Annotated in this window: 23 protein-coding genes; 8 read left to right on the top strand and 15 right to left on the bottom strand. The window is 72.5% G+C overall.

Annotated elements, in window-relative coordinates:
- The first annotated feature begins 317 nt into the window (after window positions 1-317).
- From cysK to ulaA, 6 genes are all read left to right on the top strand, one after another.
- Window positions 318-1,253, top strand: coding sequence for a cysteine synthase A (cysK, locus tag AC24FB_RS12685; RefSeq protein ID WP_425714908.1), 936 nt, complete (start codon window positions 318-320; stop codon window positions 1,251-1,253).
- Window positions 1,254-1,269: 16 nt separating this feature from the next.
- Window positions 1,270-1,851, top strand: a complete 582-nt coding sequence (gene epsC / locus AC24FB_RS12680; RefSeq protein ID WP_425714910.1) for a serine O-acetyltransferase EpsC — start codon at window positions 1,270-1,272, stop codon at window positions 1,849-1,851.
- Window positions 1,852-2,140: 289 nt separating this feature from the next.
- Window positions 2,141-2,842 carry a GntR family transcriptional regulator gene (locus AC24FB_RS12675; protein WP_487560226.1) on the top strand — a complete coding sequence of 234 codons (702 nt, stop codon included), beginning with the start codon at window positions 2,141-2,143 and terminating at the stop codon, window positions 2,840-2,842.
- Window positions 2,839-3,285: a PTS sugar transporter subunit IIA gene (locus AC24FB_RS12670; protein WP_425714911.1), complete on the top strand. Its 447-nt coding sequence runs from the start codon at window positions 2,839-2,841 to the stop codon at window positions 3,283-3,285. Before AC24FB_RS12675 ends, AC24FB_RS12670 begins: the two co-directional genes overlap by 4 nt.
- 54 nt (window positions 3,286-3,339) lie before the next feature.
- Window positions 3,340-3,630, top strand: coding sequence for a PTS sugar transporter subunit IIB (locus tag AC24FB_RS12665; protein WP_463654173.1), 291 nt, complete (start codon window positions 3,340-3,342; stop codon window positions 3,628-3,630).
- Between the two features lie 43 nt (window positions 3,631-3,673).
- On the top strand, window positions 3,674-5,065 hold the full coding sequence (gene ulaA / locus AC24FB_RS12660; protein WP_425714912.1) for a PTS ascorbate transporter subunit IIC: 1,392 nt from the start codon (window positions 3,674-3,676) through the stop codon (window positions 5,063-5,065).
- A 67-nt stretch (window positions 5,066-5,132) separates the two neighbouring features.
- On the opposite strand, the gene ptsP is transcribed toward ulaA, so the two are convergent.
- The 4 genes from ptsP to AC24FB_RS12640 form a co-directional block, all read right to left on the bottom strand.
- Window positions 5,133-6,842 (bottom strand): phosphoenolpyruvate--protein phosphotransferase, encoded by a 1,710-nt coding sequence (gene ptsP / locus AC24FB_RS12655; RefSeq protein ID WP_425714913.1) that lies wholly within the window; start codon window positions 6,840-6,842, stop codon window positions 5,133-5,135.
- Window positions 6,842-7,108 carry an HPr family phosphocarrier protein gene (locus tag AC24FB_RS12650; RefSeq protein ID WP_425714914.1) on the bottom strand — a complete coding sequence of 89 codons (267 nt, stop codon included), beginning with the start codon at window positions 7,106-7,108 and terminating at the stop codon, window positions 6,842-6,844. The genes ptsP and AC24FB_RS12650 overlap by 1 nt, the downstream gene beginning before the upstream one ends.
- 174 nt (window positions 7,109-7,282) lie before the next feature.
- Entirely contained in the window at window positions 7,283-8,359 is a 1,077-nt protein-coding gene (locus AC24FB_RS12645) for an Fpg/Nei family DNA glycosylase (protein ID WP_425714915.1), read from the bottom strand.
- A complete protein-coding gene (locus AC24FB_RS12640; RefSeq protein WP_425714916.1) occupies window positions 8,352-8,720 on the bottom strand; it encodes an MGMT family protein in 369 nt (122 codons plus the stop codon). Before AC24FB_RS12640 ends, AC24FB_RS12645 begins: the two co-directional genes overlap by 8 nt.
- A gap of 21 nt (window positions 8,721-8,741) precedes the next feature.
- Here AC24FB_RS12640 and AC24FB_RS12635 point away from each other — a divergent pair, with 21 nt between their 5' ends.
- A complete protein-coding gene (locus AC24FB_RS12635; RefSeq protein WP_425714917.1) occupies window positions 8,742-9,446 on the top strand; it encodes a hypothetical protein in 705 nt (234 codons plus the stop codon).
- A gap of 43 nt (window positions 9,447-9,489) precedes the next feature.
- Here the strand turns inward: AC24FB_RS12635 and AC24FB_RS12630 are convergent, their stop codons facing one another.
- Genes AC24FB_RS12630 through AC24FB_RS12620 form a run of 3 tightly spaced genes read right to left on the bottom strand, consistent with a single transcriptional unit; the run spans window position 9,490 to window position 11,657 of the window.
- A complete protein-coding gene (locus AC24FB_RS12630) occupies window positions 9,490-10,401 on the bottom strand; it encodes an alpha/beta fold hydrolase (RefSeq protein WP_425714918.1) in 912 nt (303 codons plus the stop codon).
- A gap of 3 nt (window positions 10,402-10,404) precedes the next feature.
- Window positions 10,405-11,184 (bottom strand): hypothetical protein, encoded by a 780-nt coding sequence (locus AC24FB_RS12625; protein WP_425714919.1) that lies wholly within the window; start codon window positions 11,182-11,184, stop codon window positions 10,405-10,407.
- Window positions 11,185-11,213: 29 nt separating this feature from the next.
- Window positions 11,214-11,657: a ribose-5-phosphate isomerase gene (locus tag AC24FB_RS12620; protein WP_425714920.1), complete on the bottom strand. Its 444-nt coding sequence runs from the start codon at window positions 11,655-11,657 to the stop codon at window positions 11,214-11,216.
- 45 nt (window positions 11,658-11,702) lie between these two features.
- Between AC24FB_RS12620 and AC24FB_RS12615 the strand changes: the two genes are divergently transcribed.
- Window positions 11,703-13,766 carry a M13 family metallopeptidase gene (locus AC24FB_RS12615; protein WP_425714921.1) on the top strand — a complete coding sequence of 688 codons (2,064 nt, stop codon included), beginning with the start codon at window positions 11,703-11,705 and terminating at the stop codon, window positions 13,764-13,766.
- A gap of 93 nt (window positions 13,767-13,859) precedes the next feature.
- Here AC24FB_RS12615 and AC24FB_RS12610 read toward each other — a convergent pair whose 3' ends face one another.
- From AC24FB_RS12610 to AC24FB_RS12575, 8 genes are all read right to left on the bottom strand, one after another.
- Entirely contained in the window at window positions 13,860-14,633 is a 774-nt protein-coding gene (locus tag AC24FB_RS12610; RefSeq protein WP_425714922.1) for a hypothetical protein, read from the bottom strand.
- 181 nt (window positions 14,634-14,814) lie between these two features.
- Window positions 14,815-15,561, bottom strand: a complete 747-nt coding sequence (locus AC24FB_RS12605) for a hypothetical protein (protein ID WP_425714923.1) — start codon at window positions 15,559-15,561, stop codon at window positions 14,815-14,817.
- A 166-nt stretch (window positions 15,562-15,727) separates the two neighbouring features.
- Entirely contained in the window at window positions 15,728-16,471 is a 744-nt protein-coding gene (locus tag AC24FB_RS12600; protein WP_425714924.1) for a hypothetical protein, read from the bottom strand.
- A gap of 77 nt (window positions 16,472-16,548) precedes the next feature.
- A complete protein-coding gene (locus AC24FB_RS12595; RefSeq protein WP_425714925.1) occupies window positions 16,549-17,181 on the bottom strand; it encodes a hypothetical protein in 633 nt (210 codons plus the stop codon).
- 96 nt (window positions 17,182-17,277) lie between these two features.
- Window positions 17,278-17,547, bottom strand: a complete 270-nt coding sequence (locus AC24FB_RS12590) for a hypothetical protein (protein WP_425714926.1) — start codon at window positions 17,545-17,547, stop codon at window positions 17,278-17,280.
- 16 nt (window positions 17,548-17,563) lie between these two features.
- Entirely contained in the window at window positions 17,564-18,115 is a 552-nt protein-coding gene (locus tag AC24FB_RS12585; protein WP_425714927.1) for a prolipoprotein diacylglyceryl transferase, read from the bottom strand.
- Window positions 18,116-18,158: 43 nt separating this feature from the next.
- On the bottom strand, window positions 18,159-18,914 hold the full coding sequence (locus tag AC24FB_RS12580) for a hypothetical protein (protein ID WP_425714928.1): 756 nt from the start codon (window positions 18,912-18,914) through the stop codon (window positions 18,159-18,161).
- Window positions 18,915-19,086: 172 nt separating this feature from the next.
- Window positions 19,087-19,476, bottom strand: coding sequence for a hypothetical protein (locus AC24FB_RS12575; RefSeq protein WP_425714929.1), 390 nt, complete (start codon window positions 19,474-19,476; stop codon window positions 19,087-19,089).
- Between the last annotated feature and the right edge of the window lie 109 nt (window positions 19,477-19,585).

Here is a 19,585-nt window from a genome sequence, read left to right as displayed (position 1 = left end):
CAGGCACCATGGACGGTGGCCACCGGCTAAGGTGGTTGAGAGTTCAAACGTTCATGGCCGACGACGGCCCCGGTAGGGAGGTGACGCGTGCGCGACGACCTGGTGTCCCTCGTGCCTCCGCCGCACTTCGCGTTCTGCACCGACGGCGGCTGTCGCTAGGGCGTCGGGCCCGCACGAGCCGTCAGGCCTCCCGACCCCCGCCCCGCCGTACCCGGCCCCCACCGCCCGAGCCCCGCTCCGGCGTCGACGGGTGCGGCCGCGCCCCCGAGGCGCTCCCGACCAGTACGCCCGTTGACCCCACCAACCGGAGGACCCTCATGGCCCAGATCTTCGACGACGTCACCCAGGCCGTCGGCCGCACCCCGCTCGTCCGTCTCAACCGCGTGACCGACGGCGCCGGCGCGACCGTCCTCGCCAAGCTCGAGCACTTCAACCCCGCGAACTCGGTCAAGGACCGCATCGGAGTGGCGATCATCGACGCCGCCGAGGCGTCCGGCGAGCTGACCGAGGGCGGCACCGTGGTCGAGGCGACGTCCGGCAACACCGGCATCGCCCTCGCGATGGTCGGCGCGGCCCGCGGCTACACGGTCGTCCTCACGATGCCCGAGACGATGTCGAAGGAGCGCCGCGCCCTTCTGCGGGCCTTCGGCGCCGAGCTCATCCTCACGCCCGGGCCCGACGGCATGCGCGGAGCGGTCGAGGCCGCCGAGAAGGTCGCCGCCGAGCGCCCCGGTGCGGTGCTCGCCCGCCAGTTCGCCAACCAGGCCAACGTCGAGGTCCACCGCGCCACGACCGGCCCGGAGGTCTGGAACGACACGGACGGCGCGGTCGACGTGTTCGTGTCCGGCATCGGCACCGGCGGCACGATCACCGGCGCCGGCGGCTACCTCAAGCAGCAGAAGCCGGAGCTCCACCTCGTGGCCGTCGAGCCCGAGGAGTCGCCCATCCTCACCGGCGGCAAGCCCGGCCCGCACAAGATCCAGGGCCTCGGCGCGAACTTCGTGCCCGAGATCCTCGACACCGAGCTCTACGACGAGGTCGTCGACATCAACATCGACGCCGCCCTGACCTACGCGCGCCGCGCTGCCACCGAGGAGGGCCTCCTCGTCGGCATCTCCTCGGGCGCCGCGATCGCCGCCGCGGTCCAGGTCGCCAAGCGGCCCGAGCTCGCGGGCAAGACCATCGTCGTCGTCCTCCCGGACCTCGGCGAGCGCTACCAGTCGACCGCGCTCTTCGAGGGCCTGGTCGACTGACGTGCATGATTCCGGTGTGCCCTTCTGGGTCCTCCTGCGCGAGGACCTCGAGGCGGCCCAGCACGGCGACCCCGCCGCGCGGTCGAAGGTCGAGGTCGCCCTCGCGTACCCGGGCGTCCACGCCCTGTGGGCGCACCGGGTGGCTCACCGGCTCTGGCACGCCGACGGCTCGCGCGGGCGGCTCCGGCTGCCCGCGCGGCTCCTCTCGCAGGCGGCGCGCGCGCTGACCGGCATCGAGATCCACCCGGGCGCCGTCATCGGCCGCCGGATGTTTATCGACCACGGCATGGGCGTGGTCATCGGGGAGACCGCCGAGGTGGGTGAGGACGTGGTGATCTTCCACGGCACCACGCTCGGCGGAGTCTCGATGTCCAAGGGCAAGCGGCACCCCACCGTGGGCGACCGCGTGACGATCGGCGCCGGCGCCAAGGTGCTCGGGCCGGTCACCCTCGGGGCCGACGCGCGCGTGGGCGCCAACGCCGTGGTGGTCAAGGATGTCGGCGCCGGACGATCCGCCGTCGGCGTGCCGGCCAAGGAGCTGGCTCCGAAGCCGCCGGCCGAGGAGGCCCGCTGGATGGACCCGGCGATCTACATCTGAGCCGGCGCGCTCGACCACCGAGCGCTTCCATTCGAGGGCCGAGGAGCACGCGCTTCTCGGCCCTCGACGTTGGTGGGAAGCCCATCAAGTTGTCATGATGATTGACGAACGCTCCCGCAACTTGTCATAATGTTTCTCCCCAGTCGTCATGATGTGCAGCGAGGCGCAGATGTCATCCACCACCAGCACTCCTCCGGAAGCGGTCCGTGTCAACGGGCGCCGGGGAAAGTGGGGAGCGGTTCGCGACGACCTCATGCGCCGGTTCGGTCCGGCTCCGGCGGATACCCCATTGCCGAGCGAGGCCCTGCTGTGCGAGGAGTACGGCGTATCGCGGATCACGGTCCGACGAGCGCTCGACGAGCTCGACCGCGACGGCATCGTCCGGCGAGAGCAGGGCCGCGGGACCTTCACCACGGGACGACGGCGGAGCGCCGGCCCGCGCACCGAGGTCTTCGACCTCACGGGCTTCTTCCATCAGATGGCGGCTGAGGGACGGCGGGTGACGTCCCGCGTTCTCACGCAGGGTGTCTTCGCACCAGCCGCCGACGTCGCCCTCGAGCTCGGGGTGCACCCGACCGCGCCGGTCGTCCGGCTCGACCGCCTCCGCTCCGTCGACGGCACCGTGGATCATTTGAGCCGCGTGTGGCTCTCCCACGACGCCTACCCCGCCGTCGCGACGACCGACTTTCACGAGATCTCGCTGTACGACTTCCTTCGCGAGACCTACGGTCTCCAGCTCGTCGAGGACCGCGTGAGTGTGTCGATGGTCCGCCCCACGGGCGACGTCGCTGCGCTGCTGGACGCACCTGCCGGTTCGCTCCGACTGCACACCTCCTCCACGGCGTACGCGCCCGACCACAGGCCGATCGTGCACGGTCGGACGACATTCGCCTCGGCGGACGCGACCGCGAGCTTCACCGTGGTCACGTCCGGATCACCACTCCGAGACCCCGCCACGGCGGGGCTGCCGTCCACGACCCGAGGAGCATGATGTTGTCCACTCTGCTGACCGACGATCGGATCACCTTCGCCGACACCCTCGGCTGGGAGGAGGCGATCCGTCGCGCCGCCGCTCCGCTCGTCGCCGACGGGTCGGTCGATACGGGCTACGTCGATCAGATCGTCACCAACGTGAACGAACCCGGCGGTACCTACATGGATCTCGGCTTCGGGATCACGCTTGCGCACGCTCGTCCCGAGGCAGGAGTCAACCGCACGTCGGTGGCGCTCCTCCTGCTCGCACGCCCCACCGAGCTCGCCGACTCACCCGACCACCCGGTTCGCGCCGTCGTGGTCCTGGGAGCGACCGACAGTTCCAGCCACCAGGACACGCTCGCCGACATCGCCGCCATGCTCACCGACGAGGAGCGGCGCGGTGCACTCCTGTCCTCCACGACCCACGCCCAGGTCCGCGCCGTCGTCGACGCGGCCTGAACCCGGCGTCACGACCACGCCGCTCAGCGGCACACCACCACTCAAGGAGTACTCGTGAAGTTCATGGCAATGTGCAGCTCCGGACTCGGCTCGTCCCTCATGGTCCGGATGAACATCGAGAAGGCGCTGAAGACGATCGGGGCTGACGGCGTCGAGGTCGAGCACGCCGACCTCGGATCCGCCTCCAACGCCGACGCCGACGTGTTCTTCGTCGGCAAGGACCTGGAGAACTCGGTCGCCCACTTCGACGACGTCGTCGTCCTCGACTCGATCATCGACCAGAACGAGCTGGTCGAGAAGGTCCGCACCACGGCTGAGCGCCTCGGGATCCCCCACACGAGCTGAATCTTCGCCGCACCGCCGCGGCCCACACAGGAAGCAGACCCGCATGAACTCGTTCCTGAACGTCCTCGTCGACGTCTTCAGTCAACCCGCGATCCTCGTCGCCCTGATCGCGCTGCTCGGCCTCGCCCTGCAGCGCAAGAGCGGCTCGGACGTCATGAAGGGCACGATCCGCACGTTCGTGGGGTTCCTCGTGCTCTCTGCCGGCGCCGGTGTCGTCGTCACCGCGCTCGACCCGTTCGGCGCCATGTTCTCCGAGGTGTTCGGCGTCCAAGGTGTCGTGCCGAACAACGAGGCGATCGTCGGCCCCGTGCTCGTCGACTACGGCACCACAGCCGCACTCATCTTCTTCTTCGGGATGATCCTCAACGTCCTGTTCGCGCGTCTGACGCAGTTCAAGTACATCTACCTGTCCGGACACGTCGCGCTCTACCAGTCCGCGATGATTGCGGTTCTCCTCATCACGGCAGGGATGTCTCAGTGGGAAGCCATCCTCTGGGGCTCGATCGCCGAAGCACTGATCGTGACGATCTCTCCGGCGCTCGTGCAACCGTTCATGCGCAAGGTGACGGGCAATGACGACATCGCGCTCGGCCACACGGGTGGCGTCGGCATCGCCCTGTCCGGCCTTGTCGCCAAGGTGACGAAGGGCGACCCCGAGAACTCGACCGAGAAGGTCAACGTGCCGAAGTCACTGGGCTTCGTCCGGGACAGCACGGTGATCGTTGCTCTGTCGATGGGGCTGATCTTCCTCGTCGTGGCGCTGATCGCCGGACCGGCGTACGTCTCGACGGAGATCTCGGACGGTCAGAACTATGTGGTCTGGGCACTCATGGCAGCCGGACAGTTCGCCGCCGGCGTGTTCATCATCCTCGCCGGTGTCCGGGTGATCCTCGCCGAGATCGTGCCTGCCTTCAAGGGCATCTCCGAGAAGCTCGTCCCGAATGCCAAGCCTGCGCTCGACGTGCCCGTGACATTCCCGTTCGCGCCCAACGCGGTGATGATCGGGTTCCTGTCCTCGCTCATCGCCGGAATCATCGGCATGGCCATCATGGGCTTCGCAGGAACCGCGGTCATCATCCCGGGCATCATCGCCCACTTCATGACCGGCGGCGCAGCCGGAGTCATCGGAAACGCACAGGGCGGCCGCCGCGGTGCCGTACTCGGCGCGTTTGCCAACGGCGCGCTCATCACGGTCATCCCGCTTGCACTTCTCGACATGCTCGGCGAGTTCGGGTCGGCAGCCGCGACGTTCGGCGACTCCGACTACGGGTTCGGTCTGTTCATCGGCTGGCTCGACCAGCTCGGGGGCACGTGGGCGATCGTCGCGGGCATCCTGCTGGGGGTCGTCCTCATGTTCGTCGCCAGTGCCCTCGTGGGTCGGCGACGCCGTGCGACCGCTGCGAGAGAGTCAGCTTCGGTCGACGCCGACGCCTGATCGGACCCTGGCGAACACACGACAAGCCGGGCCGGACACGACAAACGCCTACGGCGCCGTCGTCCACTCAGACCGCGAGCACCTCCCGTGCCTCCGGTCGCAGGAGATGGACGACGGCGTCGCGCGCCCCCGCCGCGTCGGCGGCCGCGAGCGCGGCCTGCGCCATCGCTTCGCACTCGGCCAGCGTATGCGAGCGCAGGGCGTGCCGGACCGCCGGCAGCGCACCAGCCGACATCGACAAGCTCGTCACGCCCATGCCGGTCAGGGCGAGCGCCATGAGGGGGTCCCCGGCGGACTCGCCACACACGCCCACAGGCTTCCGGGCGGACACCCCGGCCGCCGCCGTGCGCGCGACGAGCTCGAGCACCGCCGGCTGCCACCGGTCGAGGAGGTCGGCGAGCCCGCCGAGCAGCCGGTCCGACGCCATCGTGTACTGGGCCAGGTCGTTCGTGCCGAGCGAGGCGAAGTCGACGTCGGCGAGGACGCCGTCCGCGCGCAGCGCCACGGCCGGGACCTCGACCATGACGCCGAGCCCCACGCCGTCGGTGAGCCCGGCCTCGCGGGCGGTCGCGACGAACTCCGCCGCCTCGCCGGCCGTGGAGATCATCGGCGCCATCACCCAGAGCTCGGCGGCGTCGGCACCGGCCTGGCCCCTCGCGCTCGCGAGCGCGCGCAGCTGGTCGCGGACGATCTCCGGCATCGTGCGCACGAGCCGGTAGCCCCGTACGCCGAGCGCGGGATTGTCCTCGTCCGCCTGGTTGGCGAAGGCGAGCGGCTTGTCGGCGCCGGCGTCGAGGGTCCGGACGACAACCTTCCGTCCGGCGAACGCCCGCAGCACGGCCGCGTACGTCTCGGCCTGAGCCTGGACGGCCGGCGCCTCGGTGGCGTCGAGGAAGAGCACCTCGGTGCGGAAGAGCCCGACGCCCTCGGCAGCGGTCGCGGCCGCGCGCTCGGCGTCGGCGACCGTGCCGATGTTGGCGAGCAGCTGGACGGCGTGCCCGTCGGCGGTCGCCCCGGGTTCCCGGTCGGCCTCGAGCGCGTCCAGCGCGGCCGAGCGGCGGTCGAGCTCGCCCCGAAGTTCGTCGTCGGGATCGAGAACGACACGGCCGTGCGCGGCGTCGACGGCGACGATCTCCCCGTCCGCGAGCCCCGTCGCGCCGGCGGCCCGGACCACGCACGGCAGGCCGAGCTGGCCCGCGATGATCGCCGTGTGGGAGGTGGGCCCGCCCTCCTCGGTGACGATGCCGAGGACGAGGTCGAGGTCGAGCGCCGAGGTGTCGGCGGGCGAGAGGTCCCGCGCGACGACGACCGCCGGCTCCTGCAGGTCGAGTCCCGGCTCCGGCTGTCCGGTCAGGCGCGCGACCACCCGGTCGCCGACCGAACGCAGGTCGGTGACGCGCTCGGCCATGTAGCCGCCGATGGACTCGAACGTGGTGGCGAATTCCTCTACCGCGTCGTGGACGGCGTGCGCGCGGCCGGTGCCGGCGCGCACGAGCTCGGCGGCGCGGGCGGAGAGCGCGGGGTCACCCGCCATGAGCGCGGCCGCACCGAGCACCTCGCCGAGGGTGGTGCCCTCCGCGGCAGCGGACCGTGCCGTGAGGTCCTCCTGGACGGCGGCGAGCGCCGCCTCGATCTCGGCGACCGCCGCCTCCGGGTCCGCCGGCGCGGGCTCGTCGGCAGGCAGCTCGGGCCCGCCCCGGACCTGCCGCACGGGGCCGACGACGCCGCGTCGGCCCACCCCGATGCCGTCCAGTACGCCCTCGGTCGTCGCGTCCATCAGTTGTCCTGCGGGTTCTCGAGGCGCGTCGCCAGCGAATCGACGGCCTCGTCGGCACCCTCGCCCTCCGCCGCCAGAACCACGGTGTCACCCTGCTTCACGCCGAGGGACATGACGGAGAGGATCGAGCTCGCGGATACCGGGGCGCCGTCCACCTTCGAGATGGTCACCTCCGCACCGGACGCCGTCGCCGCCGCGACGAACTCCTGAGCGGGACGGGCGTGCAGCCCGTGCTCGGAGGCGACGATCACTGAGCGCTGGGGCATGGTGACTCCTTCCGCATGGCCGGTGCCAGGGTCGGCATCGACGGTGGCGCCCAGGATAGAGGCGACGACAGGTCTCGTGGTGCCTCGGTGGCGCCCTGGGGGACAGCTGGTCGCATGCCCGAACCGAGGAGCCTCCGCCGCGTCGGCGGTGGCCACCGGCGGCCGCCTCCCCGTCTACGCCGCCCGCGCGCGCGAGCGCAGCAGACGCTGACACTTCCCGCACCAGAACACGGTGCGGCCCGCCATGTCGTCGATCGATACGGCCTGCCCGCACACGTGGCAGGCGCGCCCCGCACGCCGGTAGACGTACCAGCGGAAGTCGGCCTCCTCGTCGGTGGCGCGCTCGGCGGCCCGCGCCCACGAGTCCGGCCGCGGCGCGCGGCGGTCCTCCGGGCGGGTCGTGACGATGACGCCGTGCTCGACCCCGTCGGCCAGCAGCCCCGCGACGTCGTCCCACATCGCCCGCAGCCGCGCCACGCTCACGGCCCGCCCCTCGGTTCGGGGGTGGATGCGCGCACGGTAGAGCGCCTCGGCCCGGTAGATGTTGCCGACCCCCGCGATGACCGACTGGTCCATGAGCAGCTCGCCGATGCCGCGGCGGGTACGGCGCACGGCGGCCACGAAGCGGTCGGGGTCGGCGTCGGGGCGCAGCGGGTCGGGCCCGAGCCGCTCGTGCACCGCGTCCTTCTGACCCTCGTCGATGAGGTCGCAGCGCGCCGGGCCCGTGAGGTCCGCGACCACCCCGTCGGTGAGGAGCCGCAGCCGGACGGTCGGGCGCGGCTCGGGCACCACGAGCTCGGCATAGCCGTGGTCCTCGGTGTCCATGGGATCGGAGGGCACGACGTCGACGGCCAGGCTGTCGTCCCCGCCGGTGTCGACGACGCCACCCGGCGTCGTCCCCCGCCCCGCCCCGGGCGAGACGGCACCGGTCCCGTCGCTCGCCGGGCCACCCTCCGCGGGCCGGCGCGGCGCCCCGATCGCGTGCGGGGCGAACCCGTTCGCGGTGACGAACGACCACGCGCCGTAGAGGCCGAGGTGGACGTGGACGAACCGCGGCTCCCCGCCCGTGGGCGGCTCGAGCTCGACGAACAGGTGCTTGCCGTGCGCGCCGGTGCCTGTCACGCGCCACCCGTCGATCGCCTCGGCGCCGGCGGCGAACCGCCCCTGCGGGGAGGACGCGCGCACCACCGCGCCGGTGAACAGCGAGTCGAGCATGGTCGCGAGGCGCCGGATCGAGTGACCCTCAGGCATGCCGGTCGGGTGCCTTCCACTCGGTCGGGGCGTCCCACAGCGCGCGGCGCAGGTCGATCATCGTCGGCACCAGCGGCTCGAGCGGCGTGCCCTCGTTCTCGTACCGCGCGCTCGCCTCGGCGCGGAGCTGGCGTGGGAGCGTCCCGTCTGCGCGGACCACCCGCCACCAGGGCACGCGGTATCCGTGGCGCGAGAGGACGGTGCCGACATAACGGGCGCTGCCCCGGCCGGTGACGTCGCGGACGGCCTCGGCCACGAGGCCGTAGGTGGTCGCGCGACCGGCGGGGACCTGCTGGGCGACCTCCAGCACGAGCTCGGCGAGCTCGGTCGTGGCGATCCCCACGGGCTGCGGTGCGGACATGCTCCTTATGATCTCAGCATCATGTCCTCCTCCACCCTCCCCACGCCCGCCTCCGCCGACGCGCACGGGGCTGGTTGCTCACACTGCGACGACTCCGTGCCCCACGAGCACATCGACGTCCGCGCCGAGCTCACCGCCGCCGCCCGCCGTTCACGCACCCGTTCCGCGCTCGTCTGCACGATCGCCGCCGTGCCCCTCGTCGTCGGGCTCGTCGGCACGTTCGTCACCGGGGACGGCGCGCGCGCCGGGCTCCTCGCGCTCGTCGTCGCCGTCGGATGGCTCATCGCGTCGGCGCTCGGCGTGCTCCTCGTCCGGCACCTCGGTCGCCGGTCCTCCCGGCTCGGCCTCGCGGCCGGAGCTGCCACGACGGCGGCACTCGGCCCCGTCATCGGGCTCGCCGGGGCGGCGCTCACCGGGGTGTCGCCGGTCGTGTGGACCACGCTGGTCGCGGGCGGCGCGTGGTGGGCGGCGTCGGCGATCGCCGACGCGCTCGCCACCGTGGCCTGGCGCCGCTCGCTGTTCGAGCCGGGTGACGCGGCGGAGGCCGCGCGCGTCCAGGCGATCGCCGGCCGGGACGAGGGGCTCGACCTGCCGCTCGCCTGGCTCGTCCAGGGTCCGGCGGTGGGTGTGGCGGCGATCTTGTCGGGGCCGCTCGCCGCAGCGGTGGTCCTCCTGGCCGCGCTCTGCGCCGCGCTCAGCGTGCGGGGCTCGGCCCGTCGCCGCTGAGGCGGTCAGGAGCGGTCGTCTGCCTCAGGTGGGCGGATGTCGATCATTCCCTGGACAAACCTTGTGACTGCACGAGATCGAGGATGACGCGCGCGGTCTCGTCGGGCGCCGTGACCATCGGCCAGTGGCCGGCGTCGATCTCCCGGTAGCGCCAGCCGGGGCTCTCGGCGGTGACGTGCGACGTCGGCGGGTCCGTCCGTAGGCAGCGCACGTAGCCGAGGTCGAACCCGGCGTCCGTCAGCTCGAGGTCGGCGGCCGGCTCGGCGTAGGTGCCCAGCGGCTGGCCGCTCACCCGCTCCGCCATCCATGCGTAGTCGTCGTCGGTGAGGCCGTGCCCGGGGAACAGGGCGTCGATCTCCTGGCGGGTGAACCAGGGCGTCGCGCCGTCGACGGCGAGCAGCGGCATGACCTCCGACGCGCCGGGTCCCTGTTGGTCGAACCACGAGCGGCCGGGCGTCGGCAGGACGGCGTCGATCATGACGACGCTGCGGACCGGTGTCGTGCGCGGGGCAGGAATCCCCTCACTCGTCGCGGGAGTCCGGGCCGAGATCCGCTCACTCGTCGCTGGTGGAGGCGTGCTCGCGCGCTGCCGGGCGAGGACGCCCGCGACGATGAAGGCCGCGAACGAGTGGGCCACGATCGTCACGCCCTCCGGGCCGGGCGGACCCTGAGCCGCACTCTCGACTCCCGGCGAGCCCAGATCCGGGCCCTCACCCGCACTCTCGGCACCTGAGGCGTCATCCGTTTCGACCGTCTCAAGGGCGGCGACGACGTCGTCGACCCAGGAGGTCAGCGTCACCTCGGCGGCCGGGGTCGGGTCGCCGTCGATGCCGCGCAGGCGCGGGGTGACCACCCGGTGGCCGGCCGCCTCGAGCAGCGGCGTCACGCGTTCCCAGATCCACCCGCCCAGGCCACTGCCGCCCAGGAGCACGAGCGGCGCGGGGCGGCCGTCCACGCGCTACTCCTCGATCGTCACAGAGTCGAGGATCGCCTCGAACAGGGGCTCGGCCGCCTCGAGCTCCTCGATGGGTGCCGTCAGCGTGAGCCCGGCCATCGCACCGTCCGCGAGCTCGAGCGGGTAGATCCGCTGGATCGCCGGAAAGCTGTAGGGCGTGAGGTCGACCTCGTAGGGCGTCACGGTCTGGCCGGCGACCTCGCGGGGCTCGATCTCGGTGAGCGCGTCGGCGGGGGCGCCGTCGGCTTCCACGAGCTCGAGGTAGCTGCGACCGTCCACGAACTCGGCGGTGTAGACGGTGAGCACCCCGGCCGGGTAGATCAGCGTCCCCGAGGAGCCGACCATCTCGATCTCGGCGCCCTCCGGCGGCGGCGCAAGCATGTCGGTGAGGTCCATCCACTCGGCGGGCCAGACCAGCGACACCGGGGCGATGCCGCCGGGCGTGCCCTCGCCGCTGGTCGCACCCGCGTCGGAGGCCGCCTCGTCCGCATCGGAGGCTGCCTCGTCCGCCCGGGAGGAGGCCTCAGCCTCGGCCTCGCCCTCGTCGGACGGAGCCGCGTCGGAGTCGGTCTCCGAACCGCCGTCGTCCTGGCCGGTGCCGTCGGAGCTCTCCGACTCAGCCGGCTCGGTCGTTGCCGGCGGCGCCTCGGTCGTGGCGGCGTCGGTGGTGTCGTCGTTGTCATCGCCCCCGCACGCGGCGAGGACCAGTGCGGTCGCGAGCGAGGCGCCCGCGAGCGCAGGGGCACGGCGCGGGGCGGCCGGGCGGTTCGTCGTCGTGCTCATGGACCTCATGCCGTTGCCCCTCTATCCGTTCACGACTCGAGCTCGGCCACCTGGTCGATGCGCCGCTGGTGGCGCGCCTCGCCCGAGAACGGCTCGGCGAGGAAGGCGTCGACGATCTCGAACGCCTCCTCCTGGGTGTGCATGCGGGCGCCGACGCCGACCACGTTGGCGTCGTTGTGCGCCCGGGTCAGGCGAGCGGTCTCGACCGACCAGGCCAGACCGGCGCGCACGCCGCGCACCTTGTTGGCGGCGATCTGCTCGCCGTTGCCGGACCCGCCGATGACGACCCCGAGCGAGCCGGGGTCAGCGACAACCGCCTCCCCGGCCTGGAAGCAGAAGCCGGGGTAGTCGTCCTCGGCGTCGTAGGTCTCGGCGCCGTGGTCGACGACCTCGTGACCGGCGGACGCGAGGTGGGCCGAGAGGGCGGACTTGAGCTCGAAGCCGGCGTGGTCGGCGGCGATGTGGACGCGCATGGCGCACAGTGTGGCACGCGGCATGCCACGCATACGCTGGATGCCATGACCTCACCGAGCACCGAGCAGCCCGTCGACCTCGAGAGCTACGTGGACCGCGGCGTCCGCCCGCAGGACGATCTCTTCCGCCACGTCAACGGACGCTGGATCGCCGAGACCGAGATCCCGTCCGACCGCGCGCGCATCGGCGGGTTCGTCGACCTGCGCGACCGCTCCGAGGAGCGGGTCCGCGCCCTCATCGAGGAGCTCGGCGAGGCGGCCGCGACGGGCGAGGACGCCGGGTCGGTCGCCGAGGCCGGCGCCGACGCCGCCGCGGAGAACCCCGACCCCGCGGGTGCCGCGCCCAAGATCGGCGCGGTGTACGCGATGTTCATGGACGAGGCCGCGATCGAGGCCGCCGGCGCCGCCCCGCTGGAGGCGGACCTCGCACTCGTCCGCGGTGCCGACGACCACTCCTCGCTCGCCCGCGTCATGGGCGAGCTCCAGCGCACGGGCGTCTCCGGCATCGCCGGCATCGACGTCTCCCCCGGCATCTCCGACCCGGACTACCTCGTGTGGTTCGCGCAGGACGGCATCGGCCTGCCGGACGAGGCCTACTACCGCGAGGCGGAGCACGCCGCCGTACGCGAGGCGTACGCGGGGCACGTCGCCCGGCTCCTCGAGCTCGTCGGTGCCGTCGAGGCCGGGGAGGGCGCGGGCGCCGCGGAGCGGATCCTCGCGCTCGAGACGCGTATCGCCGCGCACCACTGGGACGTCGTCGCCACCCGCGAGGCGGACAAGATCGACAACCCGATGTCCTTCGTCGAGCTCGCCGGCTCGGCCCCCGGGCTCGACTGGGACGCCTACCACGCGGGGCTGCGCCTGCCCGAGGGCGAGCTCAAGCTGCTGGTCGCCACGCCGTCCGCGCTCGTCGGCGCCGCGCAGACCTGGGCGGAGACGCCGCTCGAGGACCTCAAGGTCTGGCTGTCCTTCCACGCGGCGGCCTCCCGTGCGTCCCTGCTCACCGAGGAGATCGTGGCCGAGCGGTTCGACTTCGCGGGGCGCACGCTCACCGGCGCGCAGGAGAATCGCGAGCGCTGGCGCCGGGGCGTCGGGCTCGTCGAGGGCCTGCTCGGCGAGGACGTCGGCCGGCTGTACGTCGCGCGGCACTTCCCGCCCACGCACAAGGCGCGCATGGACGAGCTCGTGACCAACCTCGTCGAGGCATACCGCGTCTCGATCGACGGGCTGGACTGGATGAGCCCCGAGACCAAGGAGCGGGCCCAGGCGAAGCTCGCCGCGTTCAACCCGAAGATCGGGTACCCGGAGATCGTCCGCGACTCCTCGGGCCTCACCGTGACCGAGGGCGACCTCGTCGCCACCGTGCGCGCCGGGCGCGCGTACTGGTGGGACGACGAGATGTCGCGCTACGGCGGCGAGGTCGACCGGCGGGAGTGGCTGATGACGCCGCAGACCGTCAACGCGTACTACAACCCGGTGTGGAACGAGATCGTCTTCCCGGCCGCGATCCTCCAGCCCCCGTTCTTCGACCCGGAGACCGACGACGCCTTCAACTACGGCGGCATCGGCACGGTGATCGGCCACGAGATCGGGCACGGGTTCGACGACCAGGGCTCGAAGTTCGGCCCCGACGGCCAGCTCGAGAACTGGTGGACCGACGAGGACCGCGAGCGGTTCATGGAGCGCGCGAACGCCCTCATCGCCCAGTACGACGGCCTCGTGCCCGCCCAGCTCGGCGAGAGCTCGGAGGTCTCGGTCAACGGCGCCCTCACCGTCGGCGAGAACATCGGCGACCTCGGCGGGCTCGACATCGGCCTCAAGGCCTACGCGATCGCCCTGCGCGCGCAGGGGGTCGACAGCCTCGACGACGCTCCGGTGGTCGACGGCCGCACCGGCCTGCAGCGCTTCTTCACCGGGTGGGCGCGCGTGTGGCGCTCGAAGCACCGCGACGAGGTGCTGCGCACGCAGATGTCCACCGACCCGCACTCCCCCGACGAGTTCCGCGCGAACGTCACGGCCTCCAACCTCGACGCCTTCCACCGGGCGTTCGACGTCCAGCCGGGCGACGGTGGCTACCGGGCCCCGGAGGAGCGCGTCGCCATCTGGTGAGCCGGGCGGGCAGCGCGCGGCCGACAGTCGCGCAGGACGGCGCATCGCCGCCACGACGGCGGTGCGCCGCAGTCGCCGTCCCGACCTCCGACGTCACCCGAGCGCCAGGGAGTCGAGGACGGTCGCGACGTCCTCCTCGACGACGTCGGTCCTCTCGGCGGTGACGACGAACATGACGAGCACGACGACGCCGTCCGGTCCTGGCACCGGATAGGCGATCGTGTCCCACTCCCCCGACGTGCTGCGCGCCTCCCAGCGCGTCACGCTCTCGCCGGCCACGTCCCGCGTCCCCGCCTCGACGATGCTCGCCGGGTCGTTCCCGCGCGCCGCAAGGAGGCCGGGCATGTCCGCGACCGGACCGTCGGCCGGTTCCACCACGACCGTCGAGCCGGCGATCGTGCCGTCCGCGGTCGCTGTGGCCATGGCGAGCGAGCCCGGCGGGAGGTTCGCCGCCGCGGCGGACTGCTCCTCCCACGCGTCCGGGTAGGTCACCGAGAGGGCCAGCGCCCCGTCCGGTGCCGGGGCGCGGTCGCCGGACGGCGCCGCGTCCTCCGATGCGGAGCCGGTCCTCGTCTCTGTCTCCTCGGTCTCCGGATCGGGCTCGGGTGCGGGTACGGACGAGGGCGAGGTGTCGGAGCCAGGGTCGGGATCCACCGGTCGTTCGTCGTCGTCGGGCGGGGTGTCCGACCCGGCCCCGGACTCTGAGGACCGGGCCCCGTCGGGCGCGACCGTCCCGTCCGACGCGCCCGTCGGCTCGCCGTCGCCGCACCCGGCGAGGGCGAGGCCGGCGGCGAGCAGGAGCGCCGTGAGGGAGGTGCCGCGAGCGGCGTTGCTGGACCCGGAGCGTGTGCGTGTGCGTGTGCGCATGCGGCCAGGCTGGCCGCGCGCAGCACCTCGGGCGGCTCGTCATCCACACGTCCGCTCCGAACCGCCACCTGTCCACATCCACCGGGACGGCGCACCACGACGAACGACGACGGCGCCACCCGCGATCGGCGACGCCGTCGTGCGACCCGCGAGGCGGTCCCTCGGGACGGCCCTCGGCCGGTCAGCTGATCTCGATGGAGTCGAGGATCGCCTCGAAGTCCTCCTCGTGGCTGTCGAAGTCGTCCACCGGGGACTGGACCGAGATCTCGACGTACGAGCCGTCCTCGAGCGGGAAGCCGTAGGCGCGCTGGCGCATCTCGCCGTCGCCCAGGTCCTGCGTCGTCTCGATGCCCTCCGCCTCGTGCCCGCCGATGTCGCGCGGCTCGAGCTCGGTGAACTCCGACGTGTCCTGGCCGCTCTGCGCGAACAGCTCCATGAACGTGCCCTCGCCGATCGTGCCGGGCGCGTACCGGATGACGCGTGCCCCGGTCGGGAACGGCTCGGCCGGGTCGAGCGCGTAGGCGTGGGTTTCGGCCACCCCCTGGGGCAGGCCGGCGCTGTCGGTCTCCAGGTCCTCCCAGCCCTCGGGCCAGGTGATGTCGATGCGTTCCTCGGCGGCAGCGCTCCCCGACTCTCCACCGGGGCCGGCCGAGCCGGACTCGCTCCCGGTCTCGGGCGGCAGGCCCGCGGGGTCGTCGGACCCGGTCTCGGACCCGGAGCCCGATTCGGCGCCGTCGTCGGACCCGGACTCCGCGCCGTCCCCCGCGCCGCCCGACGTGACCTCGGGCTCCTCCGACGTCTGCGGGGAGTCCTCGGTGGTGGTCGTCTCCTCGTCGTCGCCCCCGCCGCAGGCGGCGAGCGTGAGGCCGGCGCCGAGCGCGACGGCCGCGACAAGGGATCGACGGACAGGCGTGTGCATGATCCTCATGCCCTCCACTGTGCATCAGGGCGCCACAGGCGTGGGACCGGGATCCGCACGGGGCTCCCCCACCATTCGTGCCGACACCCATCACGCACGACGACGGCGCCGCCCGAGGTGGGCGACGCCGTCGTGCGACCTGCGGGGCGGTCCCTCAGGACCTCACCTCAGCGGGTCAGTTGATCGTGATCGAGTCGAGGATCGCGTTGAAGTCCTCCTCGTTGGCCTCGAACTCGTCGGCGGAGGACGAGAGGACGATCTCGACGAACGAGCCGTCCTCGAGCTGGAAGCCGTAGGCGCGCTGCACGATGGCGGTGCCCTGGGCGTCCTGCTCGAACTCGAGGCCCTCGGCCTCGTTCCCGTCGATGTCGCGCGGCTCGAGCTCGGTGTAGGCCGAGGTGTCCTGGCCGCTCTGCTCGAGCAGCTCGATGTAGGAGCCGTCGCCCATGATGCCGGGCGCGTAACGGATGGCCGTGACGTTCGTGGCGAAGCTGGCCGAGTCGGTCGTGCCGTAGGCGTGCATCTCCTCGACGCCCTCCGGGATCGGCATCTCGCCGGCGGCCGCGGACAGGTCCTCCCAGCCCTCGGGCCAGGTGATCTCGATGCGCTCCTCGCCGGTGGCGCCGCTCTCGGACTCGCCGCCGGGCGCCGCGCCGGCCGAACCGGCCTCGCTCTCGGTCTCCGGGGGGAGGCCCGCTGCGTCGTCGGACTCGGTCTCGGACCCGGTCTCGGCGGCGTCGGACTCGGTCTCCCCGCCGTCCGAGGGAGCCTCGGGCTCCTCCTCGGTCTCCGGAGCCTCCTCCTCGGTGGTGGTCGTCTCCTCGTCGTCGCCCCCGCCGCAGGCGGCGAGCGTGAGGCCGGCGCCGAGCGCGGCGGCCGCGACGAGGGAGCGACGGACAGGCTTGTGGGTGATGTTCATGTGAACCACTTTCCGGTAGGGGTCTGTCGAGTACGGGAAGGATCGACGGGGAGATCTCCCCGTGGGACCTTCCTCACTCAGTCGATGACGACGGATGCGAGGATCTCGTCGAAGGTCGGTATGAGGCTGGCGAACTCGGTCTCCTCGGCGACCAGGGTGATCTCCACGAGACCGCCGTCGTCGAGCTCGACCGGGTAGAGGTGCTGGACGACCGAGCCGGTCCCGGGGTCGGTGACGCGCTCGTACGGGGTGACGGGGGTTCCGTCCACCTCCCGTCCGGGCAGCTCGAGGAGCTCGGCGAGATCGGTCCCCTGCTCCTCGAGGATCTCGGCGTACGACCGACCCTCGGTGGTGGACTCCCCGAACGACATGACGACGACGGAGGTCGCGAACTGGTTCGTCGGGTCGCCGTACGCCTGGACCTCGGCCCCCTCGGGGGTGGTCGAGATGTACGGCGACAGGTCTTCCCAGCCCTCGGGCCAGGTGATCTCGACCTCCGGGCCGTCGAACGGCTCGGCGGTCGGGCTCTCCGACGACGACTCCGACGACGACTCGGACGACGACTCGCCCGAGCTCTCCGTCGAGGGGGTCTCCCCCGACGTGCTCTCGGAGTCGTCCTCGCCCCCGCCGCAGGCGGCGAGGAGGAGCGCACAACCCGCGGTCGCAGCGAGTGCTGCGGCGGCGCGGACGTGCGTCGGTCGGGTGCTCATCGCCCCCACGCTTGCACCACCGGCGCGATCTCGCATCCCTGCCCGCCGTGAGATGAACCGCACGCGACACGCCGCGGAGGTACCCGTCGACGCCCCTCAGTCGACCGAGATCGAGTCGATGATCGCCTGGAAATCCGGCTCGAACTCGCCGAACGTGGCCTGGGGTGCACCCACGACGACCTCGAGGAACTGGTCGTCCTCCGTCATCAGCCCGTAGCCGTGCAGAAGCTGGTCCTCCACGCCTTCGGTCTCGAAGACGATGGTGACCTCGTACCCGTCCGCCTCGGTGCCGAGGATCTCCCGCGGCTCGATGAGCGCCGCGTCCTGCCCGGGCCCGTCCGGCGTGGAGCGGCAGTGATCCACCATCGACTCGGCGTAGTCGTCACCCCAGTAGCCCGGCTCCCACAGCGTGATCCGGACGTCGGCGGGGCCGGTGAGGGTCAGCGCGCTGAGCGTCTCCTCCTGCCCCCCCGCTGCCCGGCTCCTGGGGCTGAGCCTCCCATTCCTCGGGCAGTGCGACCGTCACGCGGCCGTCCCCGACGGCTGCCGGATCACCCGGCTCGACGGCGTCGTCGTCGGAACCGGCCGACCCGGTCACGCGCGAGTCCGAGCTCGACTCCTCGGGTGCGGAGGTCGCGTCGTCCGTGCCGGACTCCTCGGCGCTCTCGTCCTCCGAAGGCGTCTCCCCGGTCGAGGTCTCCCCGCTCGGGGCCGCCTCGCTCGGGGCCACGGTGCCCTCGGGCGCGCCGACCGAGGCCGGCGGCTCGGGAGCGGGGCCGGGCGTCGAGTCGTCGTCCCCGCCGCAGGCGGCGAGCACGAACGTGAGGGAGAGGGCGAGAGCGCTGACGCCGAGACGTCGGGCGGACGGACGCGGAGCGGTGGGAGACGAGGCGGACGGTTGCGGGCCGGTCGGACGCGCGGCGGGAACACTCACGGCCGGATCCTTCGTCACGACGAGCTGGAGGCGGAGGCGTCGGTCAGTTGATGACGACCGAGTCGAGCGCCGCCTCGAAGGCCTCCTGGTGCTCGTCGACGGACTCGATGCCCGCCGAGTACACGATCTCGACGGCGCTGCCGTCCTCGAGGACGACCCCGTATAGCTGCTGGCGGTACGTGATGCCCTGCTGCGACGCGTCGGTCGAGTACCCCTCGGCCGGGTGCCCGCCGATCTCGCGCTCGGGCAGGTCGCGCAGGCTGGAGGGGTCCGCGACCTGCGGCTCGGCAAGATCGCGGTACGAGCCGCTCGGGACGGTGCCGGCCGGGTAGGCGACGACCACGATGTTGGACGTGAAGGTCCCGGGCTCCGCGTCCGGCACCGCGTAGGCCTGCACCTCGAGCGGTGCCGTGCCGGCGGCGAGCTGCTCGCTCACGTCGGTCCAGCCCTCAGGGAACTGCATCTCGACCTGGGGCACGTCGCCGGACCCCGCGGCGGCGTCGGAGCCCTCCTCGGTCGGCTCCTCCGTCGCGTCGTCGGAGCCGTCCTCGCTCGTCTCCTCGTCGGCGGGCTGCGTCTCCTCGGCAGGCTCGGTCTCCTCCGCCGGCTCGCTCTCCGTCTCGGAGGTCTCCTCGTCGGTGGGCTCGCTCTCCTCGGCAGGCTCGGACGCCGGAGGGTTCTCGTCGGGCGAGGGCGCGATCGCGGAGTCGTCGTCACCGCCGCAGGCGGCGAGGGTGAGGGCGGTCGCGAGGGTGAGGGCCGCGGCGGCGGCGTGGCGGGGGGACGTCGAGATCTGCATGGCCGAAGTCTCTCATCCCGCACACGGTGACAAGATGCGTCGTGCGGCGAGTTCTCCCCATGGTTCCGCGGTTCGACGGTTCCACAGATCGGCGGACGCACCGAGGCCCGGGACCCCTGCAGGGGTCCCGGGCCGCGGGCGACGTCGGACGTCAGTCGTTGGTGGTCTCGGGTCAGTTGATGGTGGCCGAGTCGAGCACCGACTCGAAGAGCTCCATGCCCTCCGTGATCTCGTCGACCTCCGCCGAGAGCACGAACTCGACGATGCTGCCGTCCTCGAGGACCACGCCGTAGAGCCGCTGGCGGAAGGTGAAGCCGGACTCGCTCGCGTCCTGCTGGTAGCCGGTCGCGGTGTGGCCGTCGATGTCGCGCTCGCCGACCTCGTTGAGGGAGCCGGAGTCGCCGCCGAGCTCCTGGACGAGCACGTCGCCGTAGGACGAGCCCGCGGGGGCGGTGCCCGCCGGGTAGGTCGTGATGACGGCGTTCATCGAGAAGCCGTCCTGGCTCGGCACGCCGTAGATCTGCATGCCCATGCCGGGCTGCTCCGGGACCTGGTCGGACATGTCGACCCACTCGTCGGGCCAGGTGACCTCGACCTGCGGGAGCTCGCCGGTCGCGCCGGCGCCCGGGGCCTGCTCGTCGGAGTCGCTGGGCGCCTCGGCCGCGTCGTCG

It is taken from the genome of Georgenia sp. Z1344 (assembly GCF_057652375.1).
The sequence above is the reverse complement of the archived record's forward strand: the minus strand, read 5'-3'. Positions and strand labels throughout refer to the sequence as shown.